The sequence below is a fragment of the Streptomyces sp. NPDC004629 genome (assembly GCF_042873595.1).
GTDB lineage: Bacteria > Actinomycetota > Actinomycetes > Streptomycetales > Streptomycetaceae > Streptomyces.
The window spans coordinates 36,485-56,918 of sequence record NZ_JBIALO010000033.1 but is presented as its reverse complement, the minus strand read 5'-3'; the positions used below and the strand labels follow the sequence as shown (position 1 = coordinate 56,918).

The 20,434-nt window shown below is 72.2% G+C and carries 24 protein-coding genes and 1 riboswitch; of the genes, 11 read left to right on the top strand and 13 right to left on the bottom strand.

Annotated elements, in window-relative coordinates:
- Positions 1 to 55 precede the first annotated feature (55 nt).
- Both ACFYTE_RS35200 and gap read left to right on the top strand, forming a co-directional pair.
- Positions 56 to 1,012: a GlxA family transcriptional regulator gene (locus ACFYTE_RS35200; protein ID WP_388719406.1), complete on the top strand. Its 957-nt coding sequence runs from the start codon at positions 56 to 58 to the stop codon at positions 1,010 to 1,012.
- A gap of 107 nt (positions 1,013 to 1,119) precedes the next feature.
- Positions 1,120 to 2,118 (top strand): type I glyceraldehyde-3-phosphate dehydrogenase, encoded by a 999-nt coding sequence (gap, locus tag ACFYTE_RS35195; protein WP_388719404.1) that lies wholly within the window; start codon positions 1,120 to 1,122, stop codon positions 2,116 to 2,118.
- 81 nt (positions 2,119 to 2,199) lie between these two features.
- On the opposite strand, the gene ACFYTE_RS35190 is transcribed toward gap, so the two are convergent.
- The gene (locus tag ACFYTE_RS35190; protein WP_388719402.1) at positions 2,200 to 2,640 is read right to left on the bottom strand and encodes a GNAT family N-acetyltransferase; all 441 of its coding nucleotides are present in this window, start codon (positions 2,638 to 2,640) and stop codon (positions 2,200 to 2,202) included.
- Positions 2,641 to 2,659: 19 nt separating this feature from the next.
- On the bottom strand, positions 2,660 to 3,226 hold the full coding sequence (locus tag ACFYTE_RS35185) for a TetR/AcrR family transcriptional regulator (protein WP_388719400.1): 567 nt from the start codon (positions 3,224 to 3,226) through the stop codon (positions 2,660 to 2,662).
- 104 nt (positions 3,227 to 3,330) lie between these two features.
- Here ACFYTE_RS35185 and ACFYTE_RS35180 point away from each other — a divergent pair, with 104 nt between their 5' ends.
- Positions 3,331 to 4,248: an NmrA family NAD(P)-binding protein gene (locus ACFYTE_RS35180; RefSeq protein WP_388719398.1), complete on the top strand. Its 918-nt coding sequence runs from the start codon at positions 3,331 to 3,333 to the stop codon at positions 4,246 to 4,248.
- A gap of 93 nt (positions 4,249 to 4,341) precedes the next feature.
- Here the strand turns inward: ACFYTE_RS35180 and ACFYTE_RS35175 are convergent, their stop codons facing one another.
- From ACFYTE_RS35175 to ACFYTE_RS35160, 4 genes are all read right to left on the bottom strand, one after another.
- Positions 4,342 to 5,094: a CbtA family protein gene (locus ACFYTE_RS35175; RefSeq protein ID WP_388719396.1), complete on the bottom strand. Its 753-nt coding sequence runs from the start codon at positions 5,092 to 5,094 to the stop codon at positions 4,342 to 4,344.
- Between the two features lie 22 nt (positions 5,095 to 5,116).
- Positions 5,117 to 5,338: a CbtB-domain containing protein gene (locus tag ACFYTE_RS35170; protein WP_388719394.1), complete on the bottom strand. Its 222-nt coding sequence runs from the start codon at positions 5,336 to 5,338 to the stop codon at positions 5,117 to 5,119.
- 35 nt (positions 5,339 to 5,373) lie between these two features.
- A riboswitch (cobalamin riboswitch) is annotated at positions 5,374 to 5,515 on the bottom strand.
- A gap of 152 nt (positions 5,516 to 5,667) precedes the next feature.
- Entirely contained in the window at positions 5,668 to 6,336 is a 669-nt protein-coding gene (locus ACFYTE_RS35165; protein ID WP_388719470.1) for a nucleoside/nucleotide kinase family protein, read from the bottom strand.
- Positions 6,337 to 6,512: 176 nt separating this feature from the next.
- Positions 6,513 to 6,893, bottom strand: coding sequence for a winged helix-turn-helix transcriptional regulator (locus ACFYTE_RS35160; protein WP_388719392.1), 381 nt, complete (start codon positions 6,891 to 6,893; stop codon positions 6,513 to 6,515).
- Between the two features lie 145 nt (positions 6,894 to 7,038).
- Between ACFYTE_RS35160 and ACFYTE_RS35155 the strand changes: the two genes are divergently transcribed.
- Positions 7,039 to 7,446 carry a RidA family protein gene (locus ACFYTE_RS35155; RefSeq protein ID WP_388719390.1) on the top strand — a complete coding sequence of 136 codons (408 nt, stop codon included), beginning with the start codon at positions 7,039 to 7,041 and terminating at the stop codon, positions 7,444 to 7,446.
- Between the two features lie 13 nt (positions 7,447 to 7,459).
- Here the strand turns inward: ACFYTE_RS35155 and ACFYTE_RS35150 are convergent, their stop codons facing one another.
- The 4 genes from ACFYTE_RS35150 to ACFYTE_RS35135 all read right to left on the bottom strand — a co-directional run bounded on the left by ACFYTE_RS35150 (position 7,460) and on the right by ACFYTE_RS35135 (position 11,466).
- Positions 7,460 to 8,317 carry a dioxygenase gene (locus tag ACFYTE_RS35150; protein WP_388719388.1) on the bottom strand — a complete coding sequence of 286 codons (858 nt, stop codon included), beginning with the start codon at positions 8,315 to 8,317 and terminating at the stop codon, positions 7,460 to 7,462.
- A gap of 193 nt (positions 8,318 to 8,510) precedes the next feature.
- Positions 8,511 to 9,353 carry a citryl-CoA lyase gene (locus tag ACFYTE_RS35145; protein ID WP_388719386.1) on the bottom strand — a complete coding sequence of 281 codons (843 nt, stop codon included), beginning with the start codon at positions 9,351 to 9,353 and terminating at the stop codon, positions 8,511 to 8,513.
- Positions 9,346 to 10,572 carry a CaiB/BaiF CoA transferase family protein gene (locus tag ACFYTE_RS35140; RefSeq protein ID WP_388719384.1) on the bottom strand — a complete coding sequence of 409 codons (1,227 nt, stop codon included), beginning with the start codon at positions 10,570 to 10,572 and terminating at the stop codon, positions 9,346 to 9,348. The genes ACFYTE_RS35145 and ACFYTE_RS35140 overlap by 8 nt, the downstream gene beginning before the upstream one ends.
- A 72-nt stretch (positions 10,573 to 10,644) precedes the next feature.
- Positions 10,645 to 11,466 carry an IclR family transcriptional regulator C-terminal domain-containing protein gene (locus ACFYTE_RS35135; RefSeq protein WP_388719382.1) on the bottom strand — a complete coding sequence of 274 codons (822 nt, stop codon included), beginning with the start codon at positions 11,464 to 11,466 and terminating at the stop codon, positions 10,645 to 10,647.
- 290 nt (positions 11,467 to 11,756) lie between these two features.
- On the opposite strand from ACFYTE_RS35135, the gene ACFYTE_RS35130 reads away from it, so the two are divergent.
- Genes ACFYTE_RS35130 through ACFYTE_RS35120 form a run of 3 tightly spaced genes read left to right on the top strand, consistent with a single transcriptional unit; the run spans position 11,757 to position 14,589 of the window.
- Positions 11,757 to 13,205, top strand: a complete 1,449-nt coding sequence (locus ACFYTE_RS35130; RefSeq protein WP_388719380.1) for an amidohydrolase family protein — start codon at positions 11,757 to 11,759, stop codon at positions 13,203 to 13,205.
- Between the two features lie 28 nt (positions 13,206 to 13,233).
- Positions 13,234 to 13,746 (top strand): DoxX family protein, encoded by a 513-nt coding sequence (locus tag ACFYTE_RS35125; protein WP_388719378.1) that lies wholly within the window; start codon positions 13,234 to 13,236, stop codon positions 13,744 to 13,746.
- A 24-nt stretch (positions 13,747 to 13,770) separates the two neighbouring features.
- Positions 13,771 to 14,589 carry a siderophore-interacting protein gene (locus ACFYTE_RS35120; protein ID WP_388719376.1) on the top strand — a complete coding sequence of 273 codons (819 nt, stop codon included), beginning with the start codon at positions 13,771 to 13,773 and terminating at the stop codon, positions 14,587 to 14,589.
- Between the two features lie 13 nt (positions 14,590 to 14,602).
- Here the strand turns inward: ACFYTE_RS35120 and ACFYTE_RS35115 are convergent, their stop codons facing one another.
- Positions 14,603 to 15,388 (bottom strand): SAM-dependent methyltransferase, encoded by a 786-nt coding sequence (locus ACFYTE_RS35115; RefSeq protein WP_388719374.1) that lies wholly within the window; start codon positions 15,386 to 15,388, stop codon positions 14,603 to 14,605.
- Positions 15,389 to 15,590: 202 nt separating this feature from the next.
- On the opposite strand from ACFYTE_RS35115, the gene ACFYTE_RS35110 reads away from it, so the two are divergent.
- Positions 15,591 to 16,307 (top strand): type 1 glutamine amidotransferase, encoded by a 717-nt coding sequence (locus ACFYTE_RS35110; RefSeq protein WP_388719373.1) that lies wholly within the window; start codon positions 15,591 to 15,593, stop codon positions 16,305 to 16,307.
- Positions 16,308 to 16,668: 361 nt separating this feature from the next.
- Here the strand turns inward: ACFYTE_RS35110 and ACFYTE_RS35105 are convergent, their stop codons facing one another.
- A complete protein-coding gene (locus ACFYTE_RS35105) occupies positions 16,669 to 17,133 on the bottom strand; it encodes an ATP-binding protein (protein WP_388719372.1) in 465 nt (154 codons plus the stop codon).
- 244 nt (positions 17,134 to 17,377) lie between these two features.
- Here ACFYTE_RS35105 and ACFYTE_RS35100 point away from each other — a divergent pair, with 244 nt between their 5' ends.
- Together ACFYTE_RS35100 and ACFYTE_RS35095 are read left to right on the top strand one after the other, a co-directional pair.
- Positions 17,378 to 18,253: a helix-turn-helix domain-containing protein gene (locus ACFYTE_RS35100; RefSeq protein ID WP_388719371.1), complete on the top strand. Its 876-nt coding sequence runs from the start codon at positions 17,378 to 17,380 to the stop codon at positions 18,251 to 18,253.
- A gap of 25 nt (positions 18,254 to 18,278) precedes the next feature.
- Positions 18,279 to 18,470: an SAM-dependent methyltransferase gene (locus ACFYTE_RS35095; protein ID WP_388719369.1), complete on the top strand. Its 192-nt coding sequence runs from the start codon at positions 18,279 to 18,281 to the stop codon at positions 18,468 to 18,470.
- 36 nt (positions 18,471 to 18,506) lie between these two features.
- Here the strand turns inward: ACFYTE_RS35095 and ACFYTE_RS35090 are convergent, their stop codons facing one another.
- A complete protein-coding gene (locus tag ACFYTE_RS35090) occupies positions 18,507 to 19,160 on the bottom strand; it encodes a TetR/AcrR family transcriptional regulator (RefSeq protein WP_388719367.1) in 654 nt (217 codons plus the stop codon).
- Positions 19,161 to 19,303: 143 nt separating this feature from the next.
- On the opposite strand from ACFYTE_RS35090, the gene ACFYTE_RS35085 reads away from it, so the two are divergent.
- Positions 19,304 to 20,335, top strand: a complete 1,032-nt coding sequence (locus ACFYTE_RS35085; protein ID WP_388719365.1) for a medium chain dehydrogenase/reductase family protein — start codon at positions 19,304 to 19,306, stop codon at positions 20,333 to 20,335.
- Positions 20,336 to 20,434 lie beyond the last annotated feature (99 nt).

Here is a 20,434-nt window from a genome sequence, read left to right as displayed (position 1 = left end):
GCCGTGCCCGCCCGTCACGCCGAGATCGCCGCCGCCCGCCGCGTACCCTGTGCGTGTGCCGCCCTCCCGTCCGCAGCGCGTCGCCGTCCTTGTGCTCGACGGCGCGAAACCGCTCGATGTCGGCATTCCCGCGCAGGTGTTCACGACCCGCGCGAGCATGCCGTACGAGGTGCGGGTGTGCGGCGCCGAGCCCGGGCTCGTGACCGGCGGTGACGGCCTGTCGTACCACGTCGCGCACGGCCTCGACGCGCTCGCGTGGGCGGACATCGCGTTCGTCCCCGGCTACCGGTTCCCGGACCGGGACGACCCGCCGCGGGCCGTGGTCGACGCGCTGATCGCCGCCCACGACCGGGGGGCGCGGCTCGCCGCGATCTCCACCGGGGCCTTCGCGCTCGCCGCCACCGGTCTGCTCGACGGCAAACGCGCCACCACACACTGGCACTACACGCGGGCGCTGGCGGCGCGGCATCCGCTGGTCCGGGTCGACGAGAACGTGCTGTTCGTCGACGAGGGCGACATGCTGACGTCGGCCGGCGCGGCCTCCGGCATCGACCTGTGCCTGCACATCCTGCGCCGCGACCTCGGAGTGGCCGCGTCCCATCACGCGGCCCGGCGGCTGGTCGCGGCACCCTATCGCAGCGGCGGGCAGGCACAGTACGTGCCGCGCAGTGTGCCCGAACCGCTCGGCGAGCGGTTCGCCGCGACCCGCGAATGGGCGCTGCACCGCCTGGGCGAGCCCCTCACCCTCGATGTGCTCGCCCGGCATGCGGCGGTGTCGCCGCGCACCTTCTCGCGGCGCTTCGTCGAGGACACCGGGTACACGCCGATGCAGTGGGTCCTGCGCGCCCGCATCGACCTCGCCCGTGAACTGCTCGAACGTTCGCAGCAGAGCGTGGAGCAGATCGCCGCCGATGTCGGTCTGGGCACGGGCACCAATCTGCGGCTGCACTTCCAGCGCATCCTCGGCACCACGCCGAGTGAATACCGGCGCACCTTCACACAGGGCGAATAGGACCCCGGCGCCCGCATGGCGCGATCCTTTCGAACCATGGCACTCACGCCGCTTCCGGCGGCGGGCGCCGCACGCGAGGCTGAGGGCGAACCGAAGGGACACCATTCATGACTCGTATCGCCGTCAACGGATTCGGCCGCATCGGACGCAATGTGCTGCGCGCACTGCTGGAGCGCGACAGCGATCTCGATGTCGTCGCCGTCAACGACCTCACGGAACCCACGGCCCTCGCGCGGCTGCTCGCCTATGACACGACGGCCGGCCGGCTCGGCCGGCCCGTGACCGCCGACGGGGACACCCTCGTCGTCGACGGCCGGCGCATCAGGGTGCTCGCGGAACGCGAGCCGGAGCGACTGCCCTGGGCCGAACTCGGCGTGGACATCGTGCTGGAGGCGACCGGCCGCTTCACCTCGGCCAAGGCCGCCGGCGCCCACCTCGCCGCGGGCGCGAGGAAGGTGCTCGTCAGCGCGCCGTCGGACGGCGCCGACGTGACGCTCGCGTTCGGCGTGAACAACGACGCGTACGATCCGGCCGCGCACACCATCGTCTCGAACGCCTCGTGCACGACCAACGCGCTCGCTCCGCTGGCCGCGGTGCTCGACGATCTGGCCGGCATCGAGCACGGCTTCATGACGACCGTGCACGCCTATACGCAGGAGCAGAACCTGCAGGACGGCCCGCACCGCGACGCCCGCCGTGCCCGCGCCGCGGCCGTGAACATCGTGCCGACCACGACGGGTGCCGCCAAGGCGATCGGTCTCGTGCTGCCGAACCTCGACGGCAAGCTGTCGGGCGACTCGATCCGGGTGCCGGTGCCGGTGGGCTCGATCGTCGAACTCAACACGACCGTCGCCCGCGAGGTGTCCCGTGAGGACGTGCTCGCGGCGTATCTGGCCGCGGCGCGGGGGCCGCTCGCCGGCATCCTCGAATACTCGGACGACGCACTCGTCTCGTCCGACATCACGGGCAACCCCGCCTCGTCGATCTTCGACTCGGCTCTCACCCGCGTCGACGGCCGGCACGTCAAGGTGGTGGCCTGGTACGACAACGAGTGGGGCTTCTCGAACCGGGTGATCGACACACTCGAACTCCTCGCCGCCCACTGAGCAGGCCCGACGAGATCCGTCACGGTTCGACAGCACCCCGAAGGGGCGCTGTCGCACCGCAGCGTGCTTCGCAGGACCCACTCAGCGCGGCTCGCGCACCATGTACACATCCACCGGGTCCTCGGTCTCGGCGGCGAAACCGTGCCGCTCGTACAGCCGCCGGGCCGGGCTGCCCTGAAGGACGTTCAGCCGGACCGGAAGACCGTCGCGGTCGCACCGCTCAAGGAGTTCACGCAGCACGCCGGAGCCGATGCCGAGGCCCTGAAGGTGCGGGGCCAGATAGAAGTGCTCCAGCCAGTGGGCGTCCGCGGCCGGTCGCAGCGCCACGCAGCCGGCGAACGCGCCGCCCGCTTCGATCACCCAGGTGTGCCTCGGGTCGAACGCGTCGCGCAGCCGCTGCCGTACTCGTCGCGCGTCGTAGCGCCCGAGCCGTTCCAGATCCGTCCGCAGCACGACCGCGCGCAACTCCGCCGCCGCCTCGATGTCCGACACCGACGCCGACCGCATGGTCCAGTCCGTCATGGCTTCCGCTTCCCCGTCGTCACCGCTGGGGGCTGATTCCCGCCACGGTCAGTGTCAGCAGACGGTTCGCCTCGCCTGCGGGATCCGGATGGTGCTCCGTGGCCAGGGCGATCCCGGTGACCAGCGTGACCAGGTCGGCGACGGTCACGCCCGGTGCCACGGCACCGTCCCGGGCGGCGCGGCGCAGCAGCGGGTCGACGGACTCGGTGAGCCTGGCCGAGCAGGCGTCGACATGCCCCGCGTCCGAGTCGCCCGCCGATTCCGGGGTGAGTACGGCCGCCATGCCCCGGGCGGATGCGGCGTACGCGGTGAGGGCGGCCAGCCACTCCAGCAGCGCGGCCCGGCTGTCGGCGGCACCGGCCAGGTCACGGGCGCGGGCGCACAGGTGCTCGACCCGTTCCCGGAAAACCGCCTGCAAGAGGGCGCTGCGGCTGGGGAAGTGCCGGCGGACGGTGGCCGAGCCGACTCCCGCCGTCCGGGCGATCTGCTCAAGGGACGCGTCAGCGCCGTGCGCGGCGACCTCCTCCTCGGCCACCGCGAGGATGCGCGCGTAGTTGCGCCGGGCGTCCGCACGCTGGACGGGCATGGTGTCACCTCGGGGTTTGCTAACTGGCGGGGCCCTCCGTATCTTACCGGAGAGGAAACGGCGGGCCCCGCCGTTTAGTCCGTGCGCAGCATTGGAGAAGCATCGTGCCGACAGATCCCGCACCCGTCCTGGTCACCGGCGCCACCGGCCGGCAGGGCGGCGCCACCGCCCACGCCCTGCTCGCGGCGGGCGTTCCCGTCCGCGCGCTGGTCCGCGATCCCGCGACCGACCGGGCGCAGGCCGTCGAAGCGCTCGGTGCCGAGCTGGTCACCGGTGACCTCGACGACCGTGACTCCGTGATCCGGGCCGCCGAAGGGGCCCGCGCCGTCTTCTCCGTGCAGATGCCCGACCTGAACGGACGTGGTTTCGAAGGCGAGTTCGCGCAGGCCGTCCATCTGATCGAGGGTGCGCTGGCCGCCGGCGTGCCGCAGTTCGTGCACACGTCCGTGTCGGGCGCCGGGCAGCACACGCAGAGCCCCGGCTGGGCGGAGGGCCGCTGGGCCGCGATGGAGCCCTACTACTCCACGAAAGCCGGGATCCAGGACCGCGTCCGTGCGGCGGGCTTCGAGCACTGGACGCTCCTCAAGCCGGGCTTCTTCATGGAGAACTTCCTGCCCTCCGAGGCGTTCCTGTTCCCCCGTGGCATCGAGGGCGGGCTGGTGAGCCTGCTGAAGCCGGGAACCTGGCTGTCGCTCGTGGCGGTCGACGACATCGGCAGGGCGGCGGCCGCCGCCGTCGCCGCACCCGAGCGGTTCGACGGCGTGGAACTGGAGCTGGCGAGCGACTACCTGACGATGAGCGACATCGCCAAGACGCTCTCCCGCGTCCTCGGAACGGAGCTGACCGCCCCCGACATGACCCTGGAGGAGGCCACCGCCGCCGGGATGCCCGCCATGGGCACCGGGCACGACCGGCTGAACGAGACCGGCCAGCCGGCTCGCCCGGAATACGCACGCGCCCTCGGTATCCCGCTCACCGGCTTCGAGGAGTGGGCGCGGCAGCACCTGCGCGCCTCGGCCTGACACCGTTGTGTGCCGGGTGCCGCCGGAGGGCCCCGGACGATTCCGGAGCCCTCCCCGCCCTGGTGGGCCGAGCGCACGGCTCGGGCCCGGTCCTCAGTGCGCGGCCGGAACTGCCTTTGCCGTAGCGGCCGTTGCGGGCTTCGGGTGCAGCAGCCGCTCGGCCGACTCCGCGAAGAGCAGGCCGAATCCGCCCCACAGGACGGCCTGGACGGCCAGCGCGGACAGCCGGAACCGCCACAACAAGGTGGCCGGGAAGCCCGCCGGCACCTCGTCGACGACCGGCAGGAACGCATACGCCAGACCGATCACCACGACGAACGCGGTCACCGCCACGACGGTGGCGTACCACGAGCCCAGCCGGGCCGCGAGCCGCCTGCCCAGGATGGTGGCGGCGATCGCGAGGAGCACGCTGAGCAGCAGCATCAGGAAGTACAGGGCGGTCCGCCTGCCGATGGTGCCGGCATCGCCCACCGACGGCGGGTTGGCCGGGTACTTCAGGAACGGCACGACGTACACGACGAGCAGCGCGCTGCCGGACAGCAGCAGCGCCGTCGCCCGCGGTCCGAACCGGCCGACGCGCCCGAGGGCGAAACAGAAGGCGAGCGCGGCGATGCCACCGAAGGCGACGCCGTGGACGAGGACACCGGTGGCGAGGCCGGCGGTGGACTGCAAGGAGCGGGAGACGGCCTCTGTCTCGTGCTCGTGGGCGTGGGTGTCCTCGAAGCCGATCGCCTTGTCGACGCTCGGCTCGCCGAGGAAGTAGGCCACGATCAGGGCGAGCACACCGGCCGCGAGGCCGGCGAGCATGCCCCGCAGGAGAAGGCCGCGTACGCTTGCGGAGTTCATGGGCGGGCGTCGTCCCCTCGCGTCAGTGGCAGGGGAAGCCGAGCAGATGGCGGGCGTCGTGCACCCATTCATGGACGCCCGTGCCGCTGAACACGGAGGTGGCGCCCTGCTCGGCGCCGACGAAGTAGAGCAGGATCAGCATCAGGATGCCGAAGAAGACCGCCCAGGGAGCTATCGCCTTCAGCGGCAACGCGGCGGGAACGGAGGGGGTGGTGGCTGACGGCCGGGCGACGTGCTGTGCCATGGCAGACCTCCTTGGGGAGTTCGCGTCCCATCTCGGTGGTGCACAGGACGACGGCCACGGGTCTGACTCACGAGCGCCCCGGGGGCGCTAGCACACAGTGGCGCGACCGTGCCGGATTCCCACCGGCTTCCGTCGTACCGTCGTCGATGTCGCAGCGACCGTACCGCGTGCCGCGTGCGGGGCCAAGACCGCACCCGTCACCATCGCCGCGGCCACCGCCCGACGAACCGACAGATCGGTCTCCCGACTGATCGACAGATCGGCAGCTCGGCAGCTCGGCAGCTCGGCAGCTCGGCAGCTCGGCAGCTCGGCAGCTCGGCAGCCGACGGTCACCCTCCGGCCGGGACGTCCTGGCCCGCGCCGTGCGGCACCGGTGCGAGGTGCGGCGGGGCGAACACCAGGTCGGCCCGGTCCAGGGTGGCCGCGATGAGGCCGGCGTTTCGCTGGTCGGTGCCGAGCGACCACGCGCGAGCCTCCGCGAGCGGTTTGCCGTAGGCGACATGCCGCCGGATGAGCCGGTCCAGCCGCGTCTCCTCGTCAGGGGCGACGTACCACGCCTCGTCGAGGAGTGCCTTGACGCCCGCCCAGGGGCCGTCGTCGAGCAGCAGATAGTTGCCCTCGGTGATGACCAGCGGCGTCCCGGCCGGGACCGGGATGGCGCCGGCGACGGCCTCCTCGAACTCTCGGTGGAACCGGGGGGCGTAGACACACTCCCCCGTCGGTTCGCGCAGTCGGCGCAGCAGCGCCGCGTACCCCGCGGCGTCGAAGGTGTCCGGTGCGCCCTTGCGCTGCCGGCGGCCGAGCCGTTCCAGTTCGCTGTTGGCCAGGTGGAACCCGTCCATGGGCACCACGACGGCCGTGTCCGGGCCGAGCGCGGCGGCCAGGTGCAAGGCCAGCGTGGACTTTCCGGAACCCGGTGCACCGACGATGCCCAGCATCGCGCGCCGTCCGGACCCGGCGAGGGCACGGGCCCGTGCGCACAGGCCCACGAAGGACATCACGTCAGGGGCACCGGAAGGTACGGCTGTCATGGGGTGACTCGCACGACGAGGGGTCCTCCGGCCGAGGGTGTCCGATGTGCCCGTCACGCTAGACGCCGGTCAAGCGCCCAGCAAGGCCGAGGTGCTCCGGCTTGGCCCGCCCCACTCCAGCAGCGGGGCCTCGGCCTCGTTTGTCAGGTGCCGAAGCGGCTGCGGGACGCCTCGATGTCGCCGAGGTAGCGGTGGGTCCAGGCGCACATTCCGTCGACGGTCGCCCTGAGGCCCTGGCCGGGCTCGGTGAGGGTGTACTCGACCCGCGGCGGCACGGTGGGGTGCACGGTCCGCTCGACCAGGCCGTTGCGCTCCAGCATGCGCAGGTTCTGGGTGAGCATCTTGTGGCTGATGCCCTCGATCTCGTTCCGCAACTCGCTGAAGCGCAGGGTGCGTTCACCGAGGGATTCGATGATCAGGAACGCCCACTTGTTGGCGACGTCCGAGAAGATCTCCCGCGCCAGGGAGTCGGCACGGGTGAGGTCCGCGTCATCCACCGTGCCCTTGAGTTGCTTGGTCACCATGAGGTTCCCCAGTCACCGAAAAGTGCGTTCTTCCATGTCAGCGAACACTCTCCTACGGTTCCCGAGTAACCACAAGAGAGCACGAGCACCGCTTTGCCCCAGGCAAGTGTGCTTCGGGCTCCACGGACGCAAGGAGACTGCACGCATGGCCATCACCCTCGTCAACCCCAGCGGACTGCCGGAGATCGACGTCTACCGGCAGGTGTCGGTGGCGTCCGGCTCGAAGCTGGTCTTCATCGCCGGCCAGGTCGCCTGGGACGCGGACGGCGTCACGGTCGGCAAGGACGACCTCGCCGCCCAGGTCGAGCAGTGTTATCTCAACGTCGGCACCGCCCTGTCCGCGGTCGGCGGCTCCTTCCACGACGTGGCCAAGCTGACCGTGCACGTCGTGGACTGGACCCCCGACAGGATGCCGCTGCTGCTGGCAGGCATCGACCGGGCGGCGGCCCGTCTCGGCTTCACCCCCGTACCGCCCGCCACGCTGCTGGGCGTGGCGGCCCTCGACATACCCGAGCACCTGGTCGAGGTGGAGGCCGTCGCGGTCCTCGACTGAGCCCGGGTCGTCGTCAGCCCGCTTGGAGGACGAAGTCGTACTCGGCATGCAGGTACGGGGTGTCGAGGCGGCTTCCGTCGGGCGCGCCGCCCGCCGGGTGCGCGGTGAACGGCACGATCAGCGCGTCCTTCGTACCGAACACGACGTCGCTGTCCAGGTAGTCGCTGCCCGCCTGGAACAGATGGGTGATCAGCTTCCGGTAGCCGGGCTCGTCGATGAGGAAGTGGATGTGCGCGGGCCGGAAGCAGCTGATGTCGGTCTCGCGGATGAGATCGCCGACGGGCCCGTCCATGGGGATGGCGTACCCGCGCGGTGCGATGGTGCGGACGCAGTAGCCGCCGTCCTCGGCGGTCCGGTACCTGGCCCGCAGGCGTGCCTCGTCGGCCTCGGGGAGCTGCGCCTCGTACGCGCCGTCGGCGTCGGCCTGCCAGACGTCCAGCACGGCGCCCGCGACGGGCCGTCCCCCGGTGTCGGTGACCTTGCCGGTGACGAACAGCGGGGTTCCCGGGATGCCGTCGGACATGTCGAAGCCACGCGGGACGGCCGGTGAGCCGTCGATGTGGAAGGGGCCCAGCACCGTCGCGGGCGTCGCCCCCGGCTCGAAACGGTTGTTCAACTGCACCACGAGCATGCTCAGTCCGAGCACGTCCGAGGTGAGGATCAGCTCCTGGCGCTTGTCGTCGCAGGTCTGACCGGCCGCGGTGAGCCACTGGATCGCGGCCGCCCACTCGTCCTCGGTGAGCCGCATCTCCCGGGCGAACGCGTGCAGATGGCGGACCAGTGCGCCCATCAGCTCCGCCAGCCGCGGGGAGTGCGCGGTGGCCCAGCGCTGGACGGCCAGCTCGGTGATGTTGTCCTCGTCGACGAACACGTTGCTGCTCCTTGGTCTGGGTACGGGGCGCGGGAGCCGGGTGCGGGTGCGGGTGCGGGTGCGGGGTGCGAGGTGCGGGGTGCGGGGTGCGAGGTGCGAGGTGCGAGGTGCGAGGTGCGGGGTGCGAGGTGCGGGGTGCGAGGTGCGGGGTGCGGGAGAGTGGTGCGCGCGGCGGCGGCGCGGTGTCGGCGGGTCAGTCGCCGCGCCGCCGCTCGGTGAGCGGTTCCGGTACGTAAGGGTCCGGCGGGACGGCGGTGTTGTTGCGGTCGACGGACAGGAAGACGTCCCGTGCGACCGGGTGGCGCAGTTCCTCGGCGAGCTGCCCGATCAGCCCGGCGGTGCGCGCCAGCAGAGCGAAGGCGCGCAGCAGCGGCAGGGGCAGGTCCAGATCGGCGAGCGCGGCGCCGCAGACCCCCGCCCCGTTGAGCGGGAGCGTCCGTCCCAGCACGGCGGGATGGACCCGGCCGATGGCGGCGAACAGCCGTAGGTGCGGTCCGAAGCGGTCCTCCTCGGTGGCGATCCGCAGGAGCCGCGCGGTGCGGGGATCGCCCTCCTTGTGCACATGGTGCCCGAGCCCGGGGACGAGCTGTCCGGCCGCCCGCCGCTCGCGCACCGCGCGCAGCGCCACCTCGTCCCAGCCGGCCTCGTCGGCGGGCAGCGCACCGGCCAGGGACTCCAGTACGTCGTGCAGGAAGCGTCCGGTGTCCTCGGTGACGCCGAGGAAGCGTGAGCCGCCGCCGAGCAGCCCCGCGGCCAGCGCGCCCTGGATCGAGTCCGGCGCGGACAGGTAGGTGAGGCGGGTGACGATGGCGGTGGGGGTGAATCCGTGGTCCGCCAGCGCGGCGAGCACCGCTTCGAAGACGCGTCGCTCGCCTGGGGTGGGCCGCCGCTGGGCGGCCAGCCAGAACGCCAGCTCGCCGAAGCCGACCGAGCCCATGATGTCCTCGGCCAGGTCGTGTCCGAGCAGGGTGATGGTCCTCGGGCCGGACGCACCGAGGGCGGTGGGGTAGCCCGCAGGAGTCGTCGGGTCAGCCATGGTCGGTCTCCTCGGGCGCGGCCAGCCAGGCCCGCACCTGCGCGCCGTGCTCGTCGAGTTCGGGGGGTGGCAGCCGGTAGGCGGCCGGGGTGGCGGAGAACCGGATCGGGTGCCGGGTGGTGGGCACCGCTCGGTCCTTCTCCCCCACGGTGACGACCGGGTCGAGCCCGAAGCGTTCGGCCATGGCGAAGCCGCCGTCGAGGGTGTTGATCGGACCGCTCGGCACCCCGGCCGCCACCAGTAGGTCGAACCACTCGTGGGCGCCGCGCGTCAGCAGTCGCTCGACGAGCAGCGGCCGCAACTGGTCGCGGTGTGCGGTGCGGTCGGCGTTGCGCGCGAAGCGCGGATCGTCGGCGAGCGCGGGGGCGCCGAGGACCTCGCACAGCTTGCGGAACTGCCCGTCGTTGGCTGCGGTGACGATGAGGTCGTGGTCGGCGGTGGGGAACGGCTCGTAGGGGAACACGCTGGGGTGGGCGTTGCCCATCCGGTACGGCACGGTGCCGCCGGCGACGTAGGCGGAGCTGTGGTTGACCAGGCCGGTCAGCGCCGAGGACAGCAGGTTCACCTCGACGAGCTGGCCCTCGCCGGTCGCGTCCCGGTGCCGCAGCGCGGCGAGGATGCCGATCGCGGCGTGGTTGCCGGCCATCACGTCGAACACGGAGATCCCGGCCCGGTACGGCGGCCCGTCCGGGTCGCCCGTCAGGCTCATGAGGCCAGAGACGGCCTGGACCATGAGGTCGTAGCCGGGCACCCGGCGGCCGGCTCCGGAGCCGAAGCCGGTGATCGAGGTGTAGACGAGTGCGGGGTTGTCCCGCCGCACCGACGCGAAGTCGAGCCCGTACTTCGCCATGCCGCCCGGCTTCATGTTCTCGATCAGGACGTCGGCTCGGCGGACGAGTTCCCGGGCGAGCGCGGCGTCGTCCTCCGTGCGCAGGTCGAGGACGATCGAGCGCTTGCCCCGGTTGATCCCGAGATAGTAGGTCGAGACCTCGCTGCGCACCGGAGGCGTCCAGCTGCGGGTGTCGTCGCCGCCGGGGCCTTCGACCTTGACGACGTCCGCGCCGAGGTCGGCGAGCAGCATCGTGGCGTACGGCCCGGCGAGGATCCGCGAGAAGTCCGCCACCAGCACCCCGGACAGCGGTCCGGGAGAGTCCTGGGGGTCGGAGCCGGGTGTGCTGTGCGTCGTCTCCGGCCGAGCGGGTCCGGCGTTTTGCGGCATCGACCCTGCCTCCCTGTCCGCTGCACGGACATCTGTCCGTAACGCGATTCTGTGGTGCACGCCCCGGGCGCGTCAAGGGAGCGTGACCGCCCCGGCCCGCCGGGTGGCGTGCGGCGCGGACTCCAGGCGGGCGAAGTCCCCGCTGATCTCGCCGGCGGTCTGCAGCAGGAGCGGCAGGTGGTCGTCGAGGAGCACCTGGACCGAGGTCTCCGCGGCGTGCGCGTTGACGTTGACGCTCGCCACGACCCGGCCCGAGCCGTCCCGCAGCGGGGCGGCCACCGAGCGGATGCCCCGGGCCAGTTGCTCGTCGGTCAGCGCCCAGCCCCGGGCGCGCACCTCGCGCAGCTCCGTCTCCCACTCGGCCCGGTCCGGCTGCCACACGGGCCGCAGCCCCGACCGGCTCGGCTCGGCGAGGATCCGGGCGGCGTCGTCCGGTGGCAGCGCCGCCAGCAGGACCTTGCCCAGCGAGGTGGGCAGCGCGGGGAAGCGGGTGCCGATCTGCACGGCGAGGGTGACGATCTTCGGCACGGAGACCCGGGCGACGTAGACGATGTCCGAGCCGTCGAGCTGGGCGATCGAGCACGACTCACCGGTGCGCTCGACCAGCCGCTCCAGGTGCGGCCTCGCCACCTCCCACAGCCCCATCGAGCGCACGTAGGCGACACCGAGGTCGAGGATGCGCGGGGTGAGCGCGAAACCGCCGGACTGCTGGCGTACGTAGCCCAGTTCCGCCAGGGTGAGCAGGATGCGCCGTGCGGTCGGCCGGGCAAGACCGGTCGCCGTCGCCACATCGGTCAGCGACATCACGGGCTGGTGGGGCCGGAACGCCGTGATCACCTCAAGACCGCGGGCCAGCGCCTCGATGAAGTCGGGCCCGGTTCCTTCACGGGGCATGAGAACTCCTCCTGTCGGTGTCACGGCCGCGGCGGCGGTCGTCCGCTGTGCGGACGGCATCACTCAGGCACTCTACGCAGCGAAACCGGCACCCGGCCCCGGCGCTCGCGTCGGAGCGGGCCGCGGTCGACCGCACAGCGGACGCCGACGCCCAAAGAGCGCCGAGGCTCCCGTCGTACCCGGTATTGACATCGAAGCATCCGCCCGAACACCATCGGGCAGCAAGCGTACCGCCGCCATACGGACACTCGTCCGCCAATATGGGCGTGACAGGAGCGGGAGATGCACAGATGAGCCAGTCCACCTCGTTCCGACCGGGCCGCCCCGTCGTCTTCCGCGGCGGCACGGTGCTGCCCATGGACCGGGCCCGCCGGGTGCTCACGGACACCGACGTCCTCGTGACCGGCGACCGGATCACCGCGGTCGGCCCACGGCTCGCCGTCCCGGACGGGACCGCGGAGATCGACGCCACCGACGGCATGCTGATGCCCGGCATGATCGACACGCACCGGCACATGTGGCAGACGGCGATGCGCGGCTACGGCGCCGACTGGACCCTCACCCAGTACTTCGTCTGGTACTACCTCGAACACGGCAGGGTGTTCCGCCCCGAGGACGTGCACGCCGGGAACCTTCTGGCCGCCGTGGAGGCGCTGGACGCGGGGGTGACCACCGTCGTCGACTGGTCCCACGGGCTGCAGACGGTCGACCACGCGGACGCCGCCGTCGACGCGCTGCGGGCGGTGCCCGGCCGGTATGTGCTCGCCTACGGCAACATCCAGCAGGCCCCGGCACAGTGGACCGCGGCACCGCAGTTCCGGGACTTTGTGCGCCGCCGGATCACCGGTGACGACCTGCTCGGCCTGCAACTGGCCTTCGACGTCACGGGCGACCCCGCCTTCCCCGAGAGACCGGCCTTCGAGGTGGCGCGCGAACTCGGCGTCGCCGTCACCACCCACGCCGGTGTCTGGGGCGCCACCGGCGACGACGGCATCCGGCTCATGCACGAGCACGGCTTCATGACACCCGAGACGGTGTATGTGCACGCCTCGTCCCTGTCGGCCGACTCCTACCAGCGCATCGCGGCGACGGGCGGCTCCGTCTCGGTGTCCACGGAGAGCGAGCAGAGCGCCGGCCAGGGCTATCCCACGACCTGGGCGCTGCGCTCGCACGGCATCCCCGTCTCGCTGTCGATGGACACCAGTGTGTGGTGGAGCGGGGACCTGTTCTCCGCCATGCGCACCACGCTCGGCGCCGACCGCGCCCGCGAGCACCTGGAGGCCCACACCAAGGGGGAGACGGTCACCCACTGCGCCCTGCGCGCCGATCAGGTGGTGGAGTGGGCGACCCTCGGCGGGGCCCGGGCCCTCGGCCGCGCCGACGAGTTGGGCAGCGTCGAGGCGGGCAAGAAGGCCGACCTGGTCCTGCTGAAGAACGACCACTCACCGGTCTCGTTCCCGGTGCTCAACCCCTATGGCCATGTGGCCTTCCAGGCGCAGCGCGGCGATGTGCACACCGTGGTCGTCGACGGCCGCGTGGTCAAGCACGACCACCGGCTGCTCGGCATCGACCTGGCCGCGGTACGGCGCGAGGTCGAGCGGACCGTCGAGCATCTGCGGTCGGCGCTGGGCGAGGCGGACTGGCGCAAGGGCATGAACCCGGACATTCCCGAGACGAAGGTCCTCGACAATCCCTACACCTACACCGACTACCGCAGCGCCACGACCCACGGCCGGTGAGCCGGCGCACGGACGGAGGGCCGCTTCGATGACCGTGGGACTGCTCCTGCTGCGGATACTGCTGGCCGGTCTGCTGTTCGGGCACGCGCTGCAGAAGCTGCGCGGCTGGTTCGGCGGAACCGGCCCGGCGGGCACGGGGGCCGTGTTCGAGCGGTGGGGGTTCGTACCCGGCACGCGCCTTGCGGTGACCGCCGGCCTGGCGGAGTTGGCGGGCGGCGCGTCGATCGGCACCGGGCTGCTGACGCCCGGCGGGTGCGCGGTCGTCGTCGGCAACATGACGGTGGCGGCCGTGGCGACCTCGCCCCAGGGTTTCTGGGCCCAACGCGGCGGCTGTGAAGTGCCGTTCTGCTACGGGGCCGTGGCGGCGGTGCTCGGCTTCACCGGGCCCGGGCCGTGGTCGCTGGATGCCGCCCTCGCTCTTCCGTGGGCGCCCGGCACCGGCTGGGGTGCGGCCGCCCTCGCGGCCGGTCTGCTCGCTGCCGCCGTTCCGCTCGCCGCCCGGGCCCGGGTGCTGCGCGCACGAAGGACAGGTTCATCCTGACTAAAGTTAGGCTAACCTTCCTTCATGGCGAAGATTCCTCGACTGCTGCCGCAGCACCCTCGCATGTTCCGCGCCGAGGTCGTACGCACCGAGCGCGTCTCCCCGTCCATGCACCGGGTGACCGTCACCGGCGCGGACCTCGGCGAGTTTCCGTGGCTGGGTTACGACCACTGGTTCCGCCTGTTCCTGCAACTGCCCCATCAACACCGGCTGCGGCTCCCGGAGTTCACCGGGTCGCGCTGGTGGCAGCCGTACCTGGCCATCCCGGACGAGGAACGGCCGCACTGCGCGAACTACACCGTGGCCGGCTTCCGTCCCGACGCGGCGGAGATGGACATCGACTTCGTCGTGCACCTCGGCCCGACGGGCGAACTCGACGGAGGGGCCGCGATCTGGGCGTGCCGCGCCCGGCCGGGCGACGCGCTCGCCCTGCTGGACCAGGGCCTGCTGTTCGACTGCCCGCCGGACGCCTCCGAGGTCCTCGTCGTGGCCGACGAGACCGGTCTGCCCGCCAGCACGGGCATCCTGCGTTCCCTGCCGCGCGACACGGTCGGGCGGCTCATCCAGGAAGTGCCCACCGCCGGGGACGTACGCGAACTCGACGCGCCGGCCGGGATGAGTGTCACCTGGGTGGTCCGCGAGGGCAGCGGCGCCGTACCCGGCACCGCCGCGCTCGGCGAACTCCTGCGGCACACCCCCGCCGACGCGGCCGGTTACGCCTTCGTGGTCGGCGAGTCGAGCCTCGCCACCCGGGGACGCAGGCATCTGCACCGGGCGGGTCTGCCGAAGGACCGCATCACGTTCTCGGGCTTCTGGAAGCACGAGACGGCCGAAGCCGCCTGATGTGCGGCCCCGGTCAGGGGATGCGGGCCACGGCGGCGTAGATACCGCTCTCCTCGGGCGCGGGCGGCGTCGACCGGAACCACTCGGAGGCCGTCACCACCCCCGGCTCCACGAGGTCCAGGCCGTCGAAGAAGCGAACGACCTCCGCGCGGGTGCGGAAACCGAGCCGGATGCCGCCCTTGGCGTACTCGGCCGTCACCCGCCGGGACTGCTCCTCGAAGATGTCCGAGGAGGCGTGCGAGAGGACCAGGTAACTGCCCGAGGGGAGCGCGTCGAGCAGATTGCGCACGATGCCGTACGGGTCCTGGTCGTCGGGGACGAAGTGCATCAGCGCGATCAGCGACATGGCGATGGGGCGCTCGAAGTCGAGTACGCCCCGGGCGTGTTCGATGATCTCCTCGGGCCTGCGCACGTCCGCCTCGATGTAGTCGGTGACGCCCTCGGGACGGCTGACCAGCAGCGCCTCCGCGTGCGCCAGCACGATCGGGTCGTTGTCCGTGTAGACGACCTTCGCGGTCGGCAGGACCCGCTGGACGATCTGGTGCAGGTTCGGCTCCGTGGGAATGCCGGTGCCTATGTCGAGGAACTGGTCGATGCCCTGCTCGGCGAGCCAGGCCGCCGCGCGGCGCATGAACTCCCGGTTCTGCCGGGCGGCGTCACGGGCCTCGGGCGGCAGCTTCTCCCCCACCGCCTCGTCCACGGGGTAGTTGTCCTTGCCTCCCAACAGCCAGTCGTAGACCCTCGCGGGGTGTGCCTTGCTCGTGTCGATCTTGCGGGGGCCGGGGGTGCCGGTCGTCATGACGGACTCCGTCGCTCAGGTGGTCCAGTGAGCACTGGCGATCACCGAAGTCTGGCACACCGTCGGACCCGCCAGAACGCATGGGGGCGGGTCCACGCCGCGGCCCGCGGCCTCGTCCGTGCGGCCATGTCCGGGGTGACAATGAACTGGGCGGATCCGGGCGATCGAGGGGACCGGCGGCGGCCGGAGAGGGGCGGCGGTCATGGGCAGGACGGCCACGGTGCTGGCGGTGCGCAGCAGTGCGGACTCGGGGCCCGGGCGCTGGGGGCGGTGGCTGTCTCAGGGCGGGGTCGAGGTCGAGACGGTGCGCGCGGACGCCGGTGCGCCGGTGCCGCGCAGGCTGGCGCACTCGGCGCTGCTGGTGCTGGGCGGCGGGTGTCTCCCGGACGACGACGAGCGGGCACCGTGGCTGGCGGCGACCCGCGAGCTGATGCGGCAGGCGCTCGCGGACGGGGTGCCCGTCTTCGGGATCTGCCTCGGCGGCCAGATGCTCGCGCAGGTGGCGGGCGGGCGGGTGGCCGGGGAGCACGGTGCGCCCGAGTTCGGCAGCACGGTGCTGACGATGCGGCCGGAGGCGGGGCGGGACCCGCTGTTCCAGGGGCTGCCCGAGCATCCGAGCGCGCTGGAGAACCATGTGGCCGCGATCGTGGCGCTGCCGGCCGGGGCGCACTGGCTGGCCGGCAGCGAGCGCTGCCCGTATCAGGCGTTCCGTGTGGGCGAGGCGGCATGGGGCGTGCAGTTCCACCCGGAGGCCGGTCCGGAGCGGATACGGCGGTGGTCCGAGGAACGGCTGCGGCGCCACGGCATGGACCGGGCGGAGCTGCACCGGGTGGCCGCCGAGCGGGATCCGGCCACCGCCCGGACCTGGCGCGAGGTGGCACTACGGTTCGCCACCCGGGTACGACAGCACCGAACGTGACGTGTGAACAGCCGAGCCCCGCACGCCCGACGGGAGCACGACCCCCTGGGCATCCGGCCCTTCGCGGAGCACCGCGGACACCTGATCCGGCCGGCGCCGCACCGACAGCCTGCCGCGCACACCTGGTCCGGGCCGCGGCCCGCGCCGGGCCACCGGACTTCGCACGCCCAACAGGAGCACGACCTCGGCGACACACCCGTGTGCCGGCCCCTCACCGCAGCCCGAGCCGCCCGCGGCAGCCACGGCCCGCGCATCCGGCGTTTCCACGGGGACACGGGCACCTGATCCGGCCACGGCAACAGCGACCCCTGCCCGTGCACCGCGCTCTTCTCTTCCCCGTTCCCCGCCTGCGGCGCCGCGCTCAGTCCTGAGCCTCCTCTGCGCCGCATTCCAGGTCCGCCCAGACGACACGGCCCTTGCCGTCGGCCGCCTCGCCCACGCCCCAGGCGTCGCTGAGCCTGCTCACCAGCAGCAGGCCGCGCCCGCCCTGGTCGTCCTCGTCCGGCTCACGCACCGCGGGGACGCTCGCGGCGCGCCGCTCGTCCTCCACCTCGATCCGCACCCGCTCGCCGCGCACATGCACCCGGCAGGTGATCCGGCTGCCGCCGGAGTGGGCGATCGCATTGGTGACGAGTTCCGACAGGACCAGGATCGCGTCGTCGGCCGGCTCGTCGGCGAGGCCCCACCCGGCCAGCAGGGTGCCGACGAGACAGCGGGCCTGCGCGACACAGGCCGCCCCGGCCGGCAGACCGAACTCCTCGGAACGGGGGGCCGGCCCTTGAGCCGCACACCCCATGGCCGGATGCGGGAGAGGGAGCAAGGCCATTGCGGTACGCCCTTCGCCTGGCTGCGCCGTGGTCGGGCAGGTCCGTGTCGCGTCGGTTGTCGACGCGCGACCGACGAGGTGTCTCGCCGGGCCCGGCCGTCTGCGGTCATGTCTTTCCCAACCAGCGTCGCACCGGAGGATCATTTGTGCAACCAGCAATCTGCACATTTCAAAATGACAGGGCGTGCTTTACTGGAGTAAGGATTGATCGCACTGCTTGGAGTATGTCCCTGAGGGGAATCGCATGACCTCGGCAACCGACTGGGGCGGAGCGCCCTCCGTACTGCGGATGATCCTCGGAAAGCAACTGGAGGAGTTGCGCTGCCGGGCCGGTCTGAGCTTCGAGGAGGCCGGCGCCGCGATCGGGGTGAGCCATTCGACGATCCGCCGCATGGAGGCGGCGAAGGTGGCGAGGCTCCGTCTCGCGGAGACCGAGAAACTGCTGCGCACCTACGGTGTGACGGACCAGCAGGAAATCGACGAATTCCTGAGTTCGGTGCGCCGGGCCAACGTGCACGGCTGGTGGCACGAGTTCCGGGATGTCCTTCCGGAGTGGCTGCCCTCGTATCTGAGCCTGGAGCAGGCGGCGCAGCAGATCCGCGGCTATGAGGCGCAGTTCGTCCATCCGCTGTTCCAGACCGCCGACTATGCGCGGGCACTCGCCCGTTCCGACACCCCGCACGCCCCGGAGGAGGCGACCGAGCGGAGGGTCGTGATGTGTCTGCGCCGCCAGGAGATCCTGACCCGCGAGGCACCCCCGCGGCTGTGGGTGATCATGGACGAGACGGTCTTGCGCTGGCCGGTGGGCGGACCGGCCGTCATGCGCGCCCAGGTCGACCGCCTGATCGAGGTGAACCGGCTGCCGCATGTGACCGTGCAGATCATGCCGTTCCAGAACGGACCGCATCCCGCGATGCACGCCGGCGCGTTTCATCTCTTCCGGTTCCGGGCCCGGGAACTGCCGGACATCGTCTGGCGCTTCGGTCTGACCGGCTCCGCCAGCCTCGACAGGCGCGAGGACGTCGTCGCGCACCGTGAGGCCCTGGACCGCCTCGGTGCGCAGGCCGCCTCGGCCCGCCGGACCGAGGCGCTGCTCACCGACCTGCGAAAGACCCTCTGACATACGCGGCAGCGACCCTCCCGGCATGCTGGAGCTGAGCCGCCTCGACATCCGCACCGGCATCCCCACCTCGCCCAACCTGCCGTTCTTCGACGGCCTCGACCTGGCGGCGCCCGGCCCATTGCAGGTGCACCGACGGCGTCCGGACGCGGCGCGCGACCCGGTCGCCGACGACCGCGACATCGCCCTGTACGGGGCGGTGGCCCGCAAGCCGTAGCGATGCCGGACGGGTGCCGCCGGGGCTCTGGCGGAGTCAGCGTGCCAGCAGATCGTCCAGTTCGGCGGCGTACAGCTGCGCGGGGTCGAAGCGCATGCCGGTGAAGTGCCCGGCCAGTTCGAGGGACAGCAGGCCGTGCAGCCGGGTCCAGAAGGACAGGGCCCGGTGCAGGGCCGCAGGCGGGGCGGGGTGGCCGTCCGCCCACCGGCGGTGTTCTTCGATGTGGCGGTCGAACGGGCTCGCCCGGTCCTCCGAGGGCAGTTCGGCGCAGGCGTCGAGCAGGAACGTCATGATCTCGGACGCGATCGCGGTGATGTCGTCGGGCGCGTGGTAGCCCGGCACGGGGGTGCCGTAGATGAGGAAGTACCGCTGGGGGTCGGCCAGGGCCCAGTCGCGCAGGGTGTGCGCCAGCGCCGCCGGGTCGGCGCCGGATGCGGACCGCGCGACCCCGCCGAAGGTGTCGGCCAGGCTGCGGTACGCGTCCCTGATCAGTTCGGTGATCAGCTCGTCACGGCCGGCGAAGTAGCGGTAGAGCGCCGGGCCGCTCATCCCCATCCGCTTGGCGATCGCGTTGAGTGAGAGAGCGGACGCGCCCGCGGCGGCGATCTGCTCCCACGCCCGCTCCTTGATCTCCCCGCGCACCTGGGCGCGATAGCGCTCGCGCGGGGTCTTCGTGCCCGTTTCCGCCATGATCTGCCACCCCTCCACGCCGTAGAGCTACATACCGAAGATTCAGTTAGAAGCTATCACGGACCCGGTTGACGCCCCTCGGGCCGTTGCGTTAGAACCTCTAACGAACACGAAAGCAACTTACTCAAGCGACGGAGGTCGTCATGAACGGCGAACAGCTCACAGAGGTCGTCCTGCCGGGCAAGGTGGAGCCGGAGGAGCTGCGGATCCGGCACGGCGCGGTCCCGGCACCCGGCGCGGGCCAGGTGCTGCTCCGGATGGAGGCGACCGGGGTCTCCTTCGCCGAGCAGCAGATGCGCCGTGGCCGGTACTACGACCAGCCCCCGTTCCCCTTCGTGCCCGGCTACGACCTGGTCGGCACCGTGGAGGCGGCCGGCGAGGGGGTCGGGCGGGGGCTGGCCGGCACCCGGGTGGCCGCGCTGGTCAAGGTGGGCGGCTGGGCGAGCCATGTGCTCGTCGACGCCGCGGACGTGGTGCCGGTGCCCGACGGCGTCGGTGCGGCGGAGGCCGAGACACTGGTGGTCAACGGGATCACCGCCTGGCAGATGCTGCACCGCAAGGCCCGCGTCCGCGCCGGGGAGACCGTGCTGGTGCACGGCGCCAACGGCGGCGTCGGCACGGTCCTGGTGCAACTCGCCCAGGCCGCGGGCGTGCGGGTGATCGGCACGGCGTCCGCACGCCACCACGACGCCCTGCGGGCACGCGGCGTCACACCCGTCGACTACCGCTCCGGGAACGTCGCCGCGCAGGTCCGCGTGCTGGCCCCCGGCGGGGTGGACGCCGTCTTCGACCACGTCGGCGGCCCCGGCATCGTCGGCTCCTGGCGGCTGCTCGCGCCCGGCGGCACGCTCGTCTCCTACGGCACCGCCGCCACCCGTGACGACGCGGGGTCCCAGCAGTTGCCGGTGCTCAAGCTGCTCGGCCGGGTGTGGCTGTGGAACGCCCTGCCCAACCGCCGCCGCGCCTGCTTCTTCAACGTCTGGGCCGGGCGGGCGCTGGCCAAGGACCGGTTCCGGGCCCGGCTGCGCGCCGACCTGACCGAGGTCTTCGCCGCCCTGCGACGCGGCGACATCACCCCGCAGATCGCGGCCGAACTGCCGCTCGCCCGGGTCGCCGAGGCCATGCGGCTGGCCGAGTCCGGCACCGTCGCCGGAAAGGTCGTCCTCACCCCGTGACGCCTCACCCCCCGGTCGGCGGACCAGCAGCCGCAGACCCGCGGGTGCTGCGCCGCCCAGGCGACGGAACCCGGGCGGGGCGACCTCGTCGGCCGAGTG

Bases quoted from the DNA above. Each gene is read 5' to 3' on its own strand.
- ACFYTE_RS35095 (WP_388719369.1), top strand. From the start codon at position 18,279: ATGCTGGAGCTGAGCCGCCTCGACATCCGCACCGGCATCCCCACCTCG.
- ACFYTE_RS35100 (WP_388719371.1), top strand. From the start codon at position 17,378: ATGACCTCGGCAACCGACTGGGGCGGAGCGCCCTCCGTACTGCGGATG.
- ACFYTE_RS35155 (WP_388719390.1), top strand. From the start codon at position 7,039: ATGGCCATCACCCTCGTCAACCCCAGCGGACTGCCGGAGATCGACGTC.
- ACFYTE_RS35110 (WP_388719373.1), top strand. From the start codon at position 15,591: ATGGGCAGGACGGCCACGGTGCTGGCGGTGCGCAGCAGTGCGGACTCG.
- ACFYTE_RS35190 (WP_388719402.1), bottom strand. From the start codon at position 2,640: ATGACGGACTGGACCATGCGGTCGGCGTCGGTGTCGGACATCGAGGCG.
- ACFYTE_RS35125 (WP_388719378.1), top strand. From the start codon at position 13,234: ATGACCGTGGGACTGCTCCTGCTGCGGATACTGCTGGCCGGTCTGCTG.
- ACFYTE_RS35175 (WP_388719396.1), bottom strand. From the start codon at position 5,094: ATGAACTCCGCAAGCGTACGCGGCCTTCTCCTGCGGGGCATGCTCGCC.
- ACFYTE_RS35185 (WP_388719400.1), bottom strand. From the start codon at position 3,226: ATGCCCGTCCAGCGTGCGGACGCCCGGCGCAACTACGCGCGCATCCTC.
- ACFYTE_RS35120 (WP_388719376.1), top strand. From the start codon at position 13,771: ATGGCGAAGATTCCTCGACTGCTGCCGCAGCACCCTCGCATGTTCCGC.
- ACFYTE_RS35135 (WP_388719382.1), bottom strand. From the start codon at position 11,466: ATGCCCCGTGAAGGAACCGGGCCCGACTTCATCGAGGCGCTGGCCCGC.
- ACFYTE_RS35090 (WP_388719367.1), bottom strand. From the start codon at position 19,160: ATGGCGGAAACGGGCACGAAGACCCCGCGCGAGCGCTATCGCGCCCAG.
- ACFYTE_RS35085 (WP_388719365.1), top strand. From the start codon at position 19,304: ATGAACGGCGAACAGCTCACAGAGGTCGTCCTGCCGGGCAAGGTGGAG.
- ACFYTE_RS35115 (WP_388719374.1), bottom strand. From the start codon at position 15,388: ATGACGACCGGCACCCCCGGCCCCCGCAAGATCGACACGAGCAAGGCA.
- ACFYTE_RS35140 (WP_388719384.1), bottom strand. From the start codon at position 10,572: ATGCCGCAAAACGCCGGACCCGCTCGGCCGGAGACGACGCACAGCACA.
- ACFYTE_RS35130 (WP_388719380.1), top strand. From the start codon at position 11,757: ATGAGCCAGTCCACCTCGTTCCGACCGGGCCGCCCCGTCGTCTTCCGC.
- ACFYTE_RS35145 (WP_388719386.1), bottom strand. From the start codon at position 9,353: ATGGCTGACCCGACGACTCCTGCGGGCTACCCCACCGCCCTCGGTGCG.
- gap (WP_388719404.1), top strand. From the start codon at position 1,120: ATGACTCGTATCGCCGTCAACGGATTCGGCCGCATCGGACGCAATGTG.
- ACFYTE_RS35160 (WP_388719392.1), bottom strand. From the start codon at position 6,893: ATGGTGACCAAGCAACTCAAGGGCACGGTGGATGACGCGGACCTCACC.
- ACFYTE_RS35170 (WP_388719394.1), bottom strand. From the start codon at position 5,338: ATGGCACAGCACGTCGCCCGGCCGTCAGCCACCACCCCCTCCGTTCCC.
- ACFYTE_RS35105 (WP_388719372.1), bottom strand. From the start codon at position 17,133: ATGGCCTTGCTCCCTCTCCCGCATCCGGCCATGGGGTGTGCGGCTCAA.
- ACFYTE_RS35165 (WP_388719470.1), bottom strand. From the start codon at position 6,336: ATGTCCTTCGTGGGCCTGTGCGCACGGGCCCGTGCCCTCGCCGGGTCC.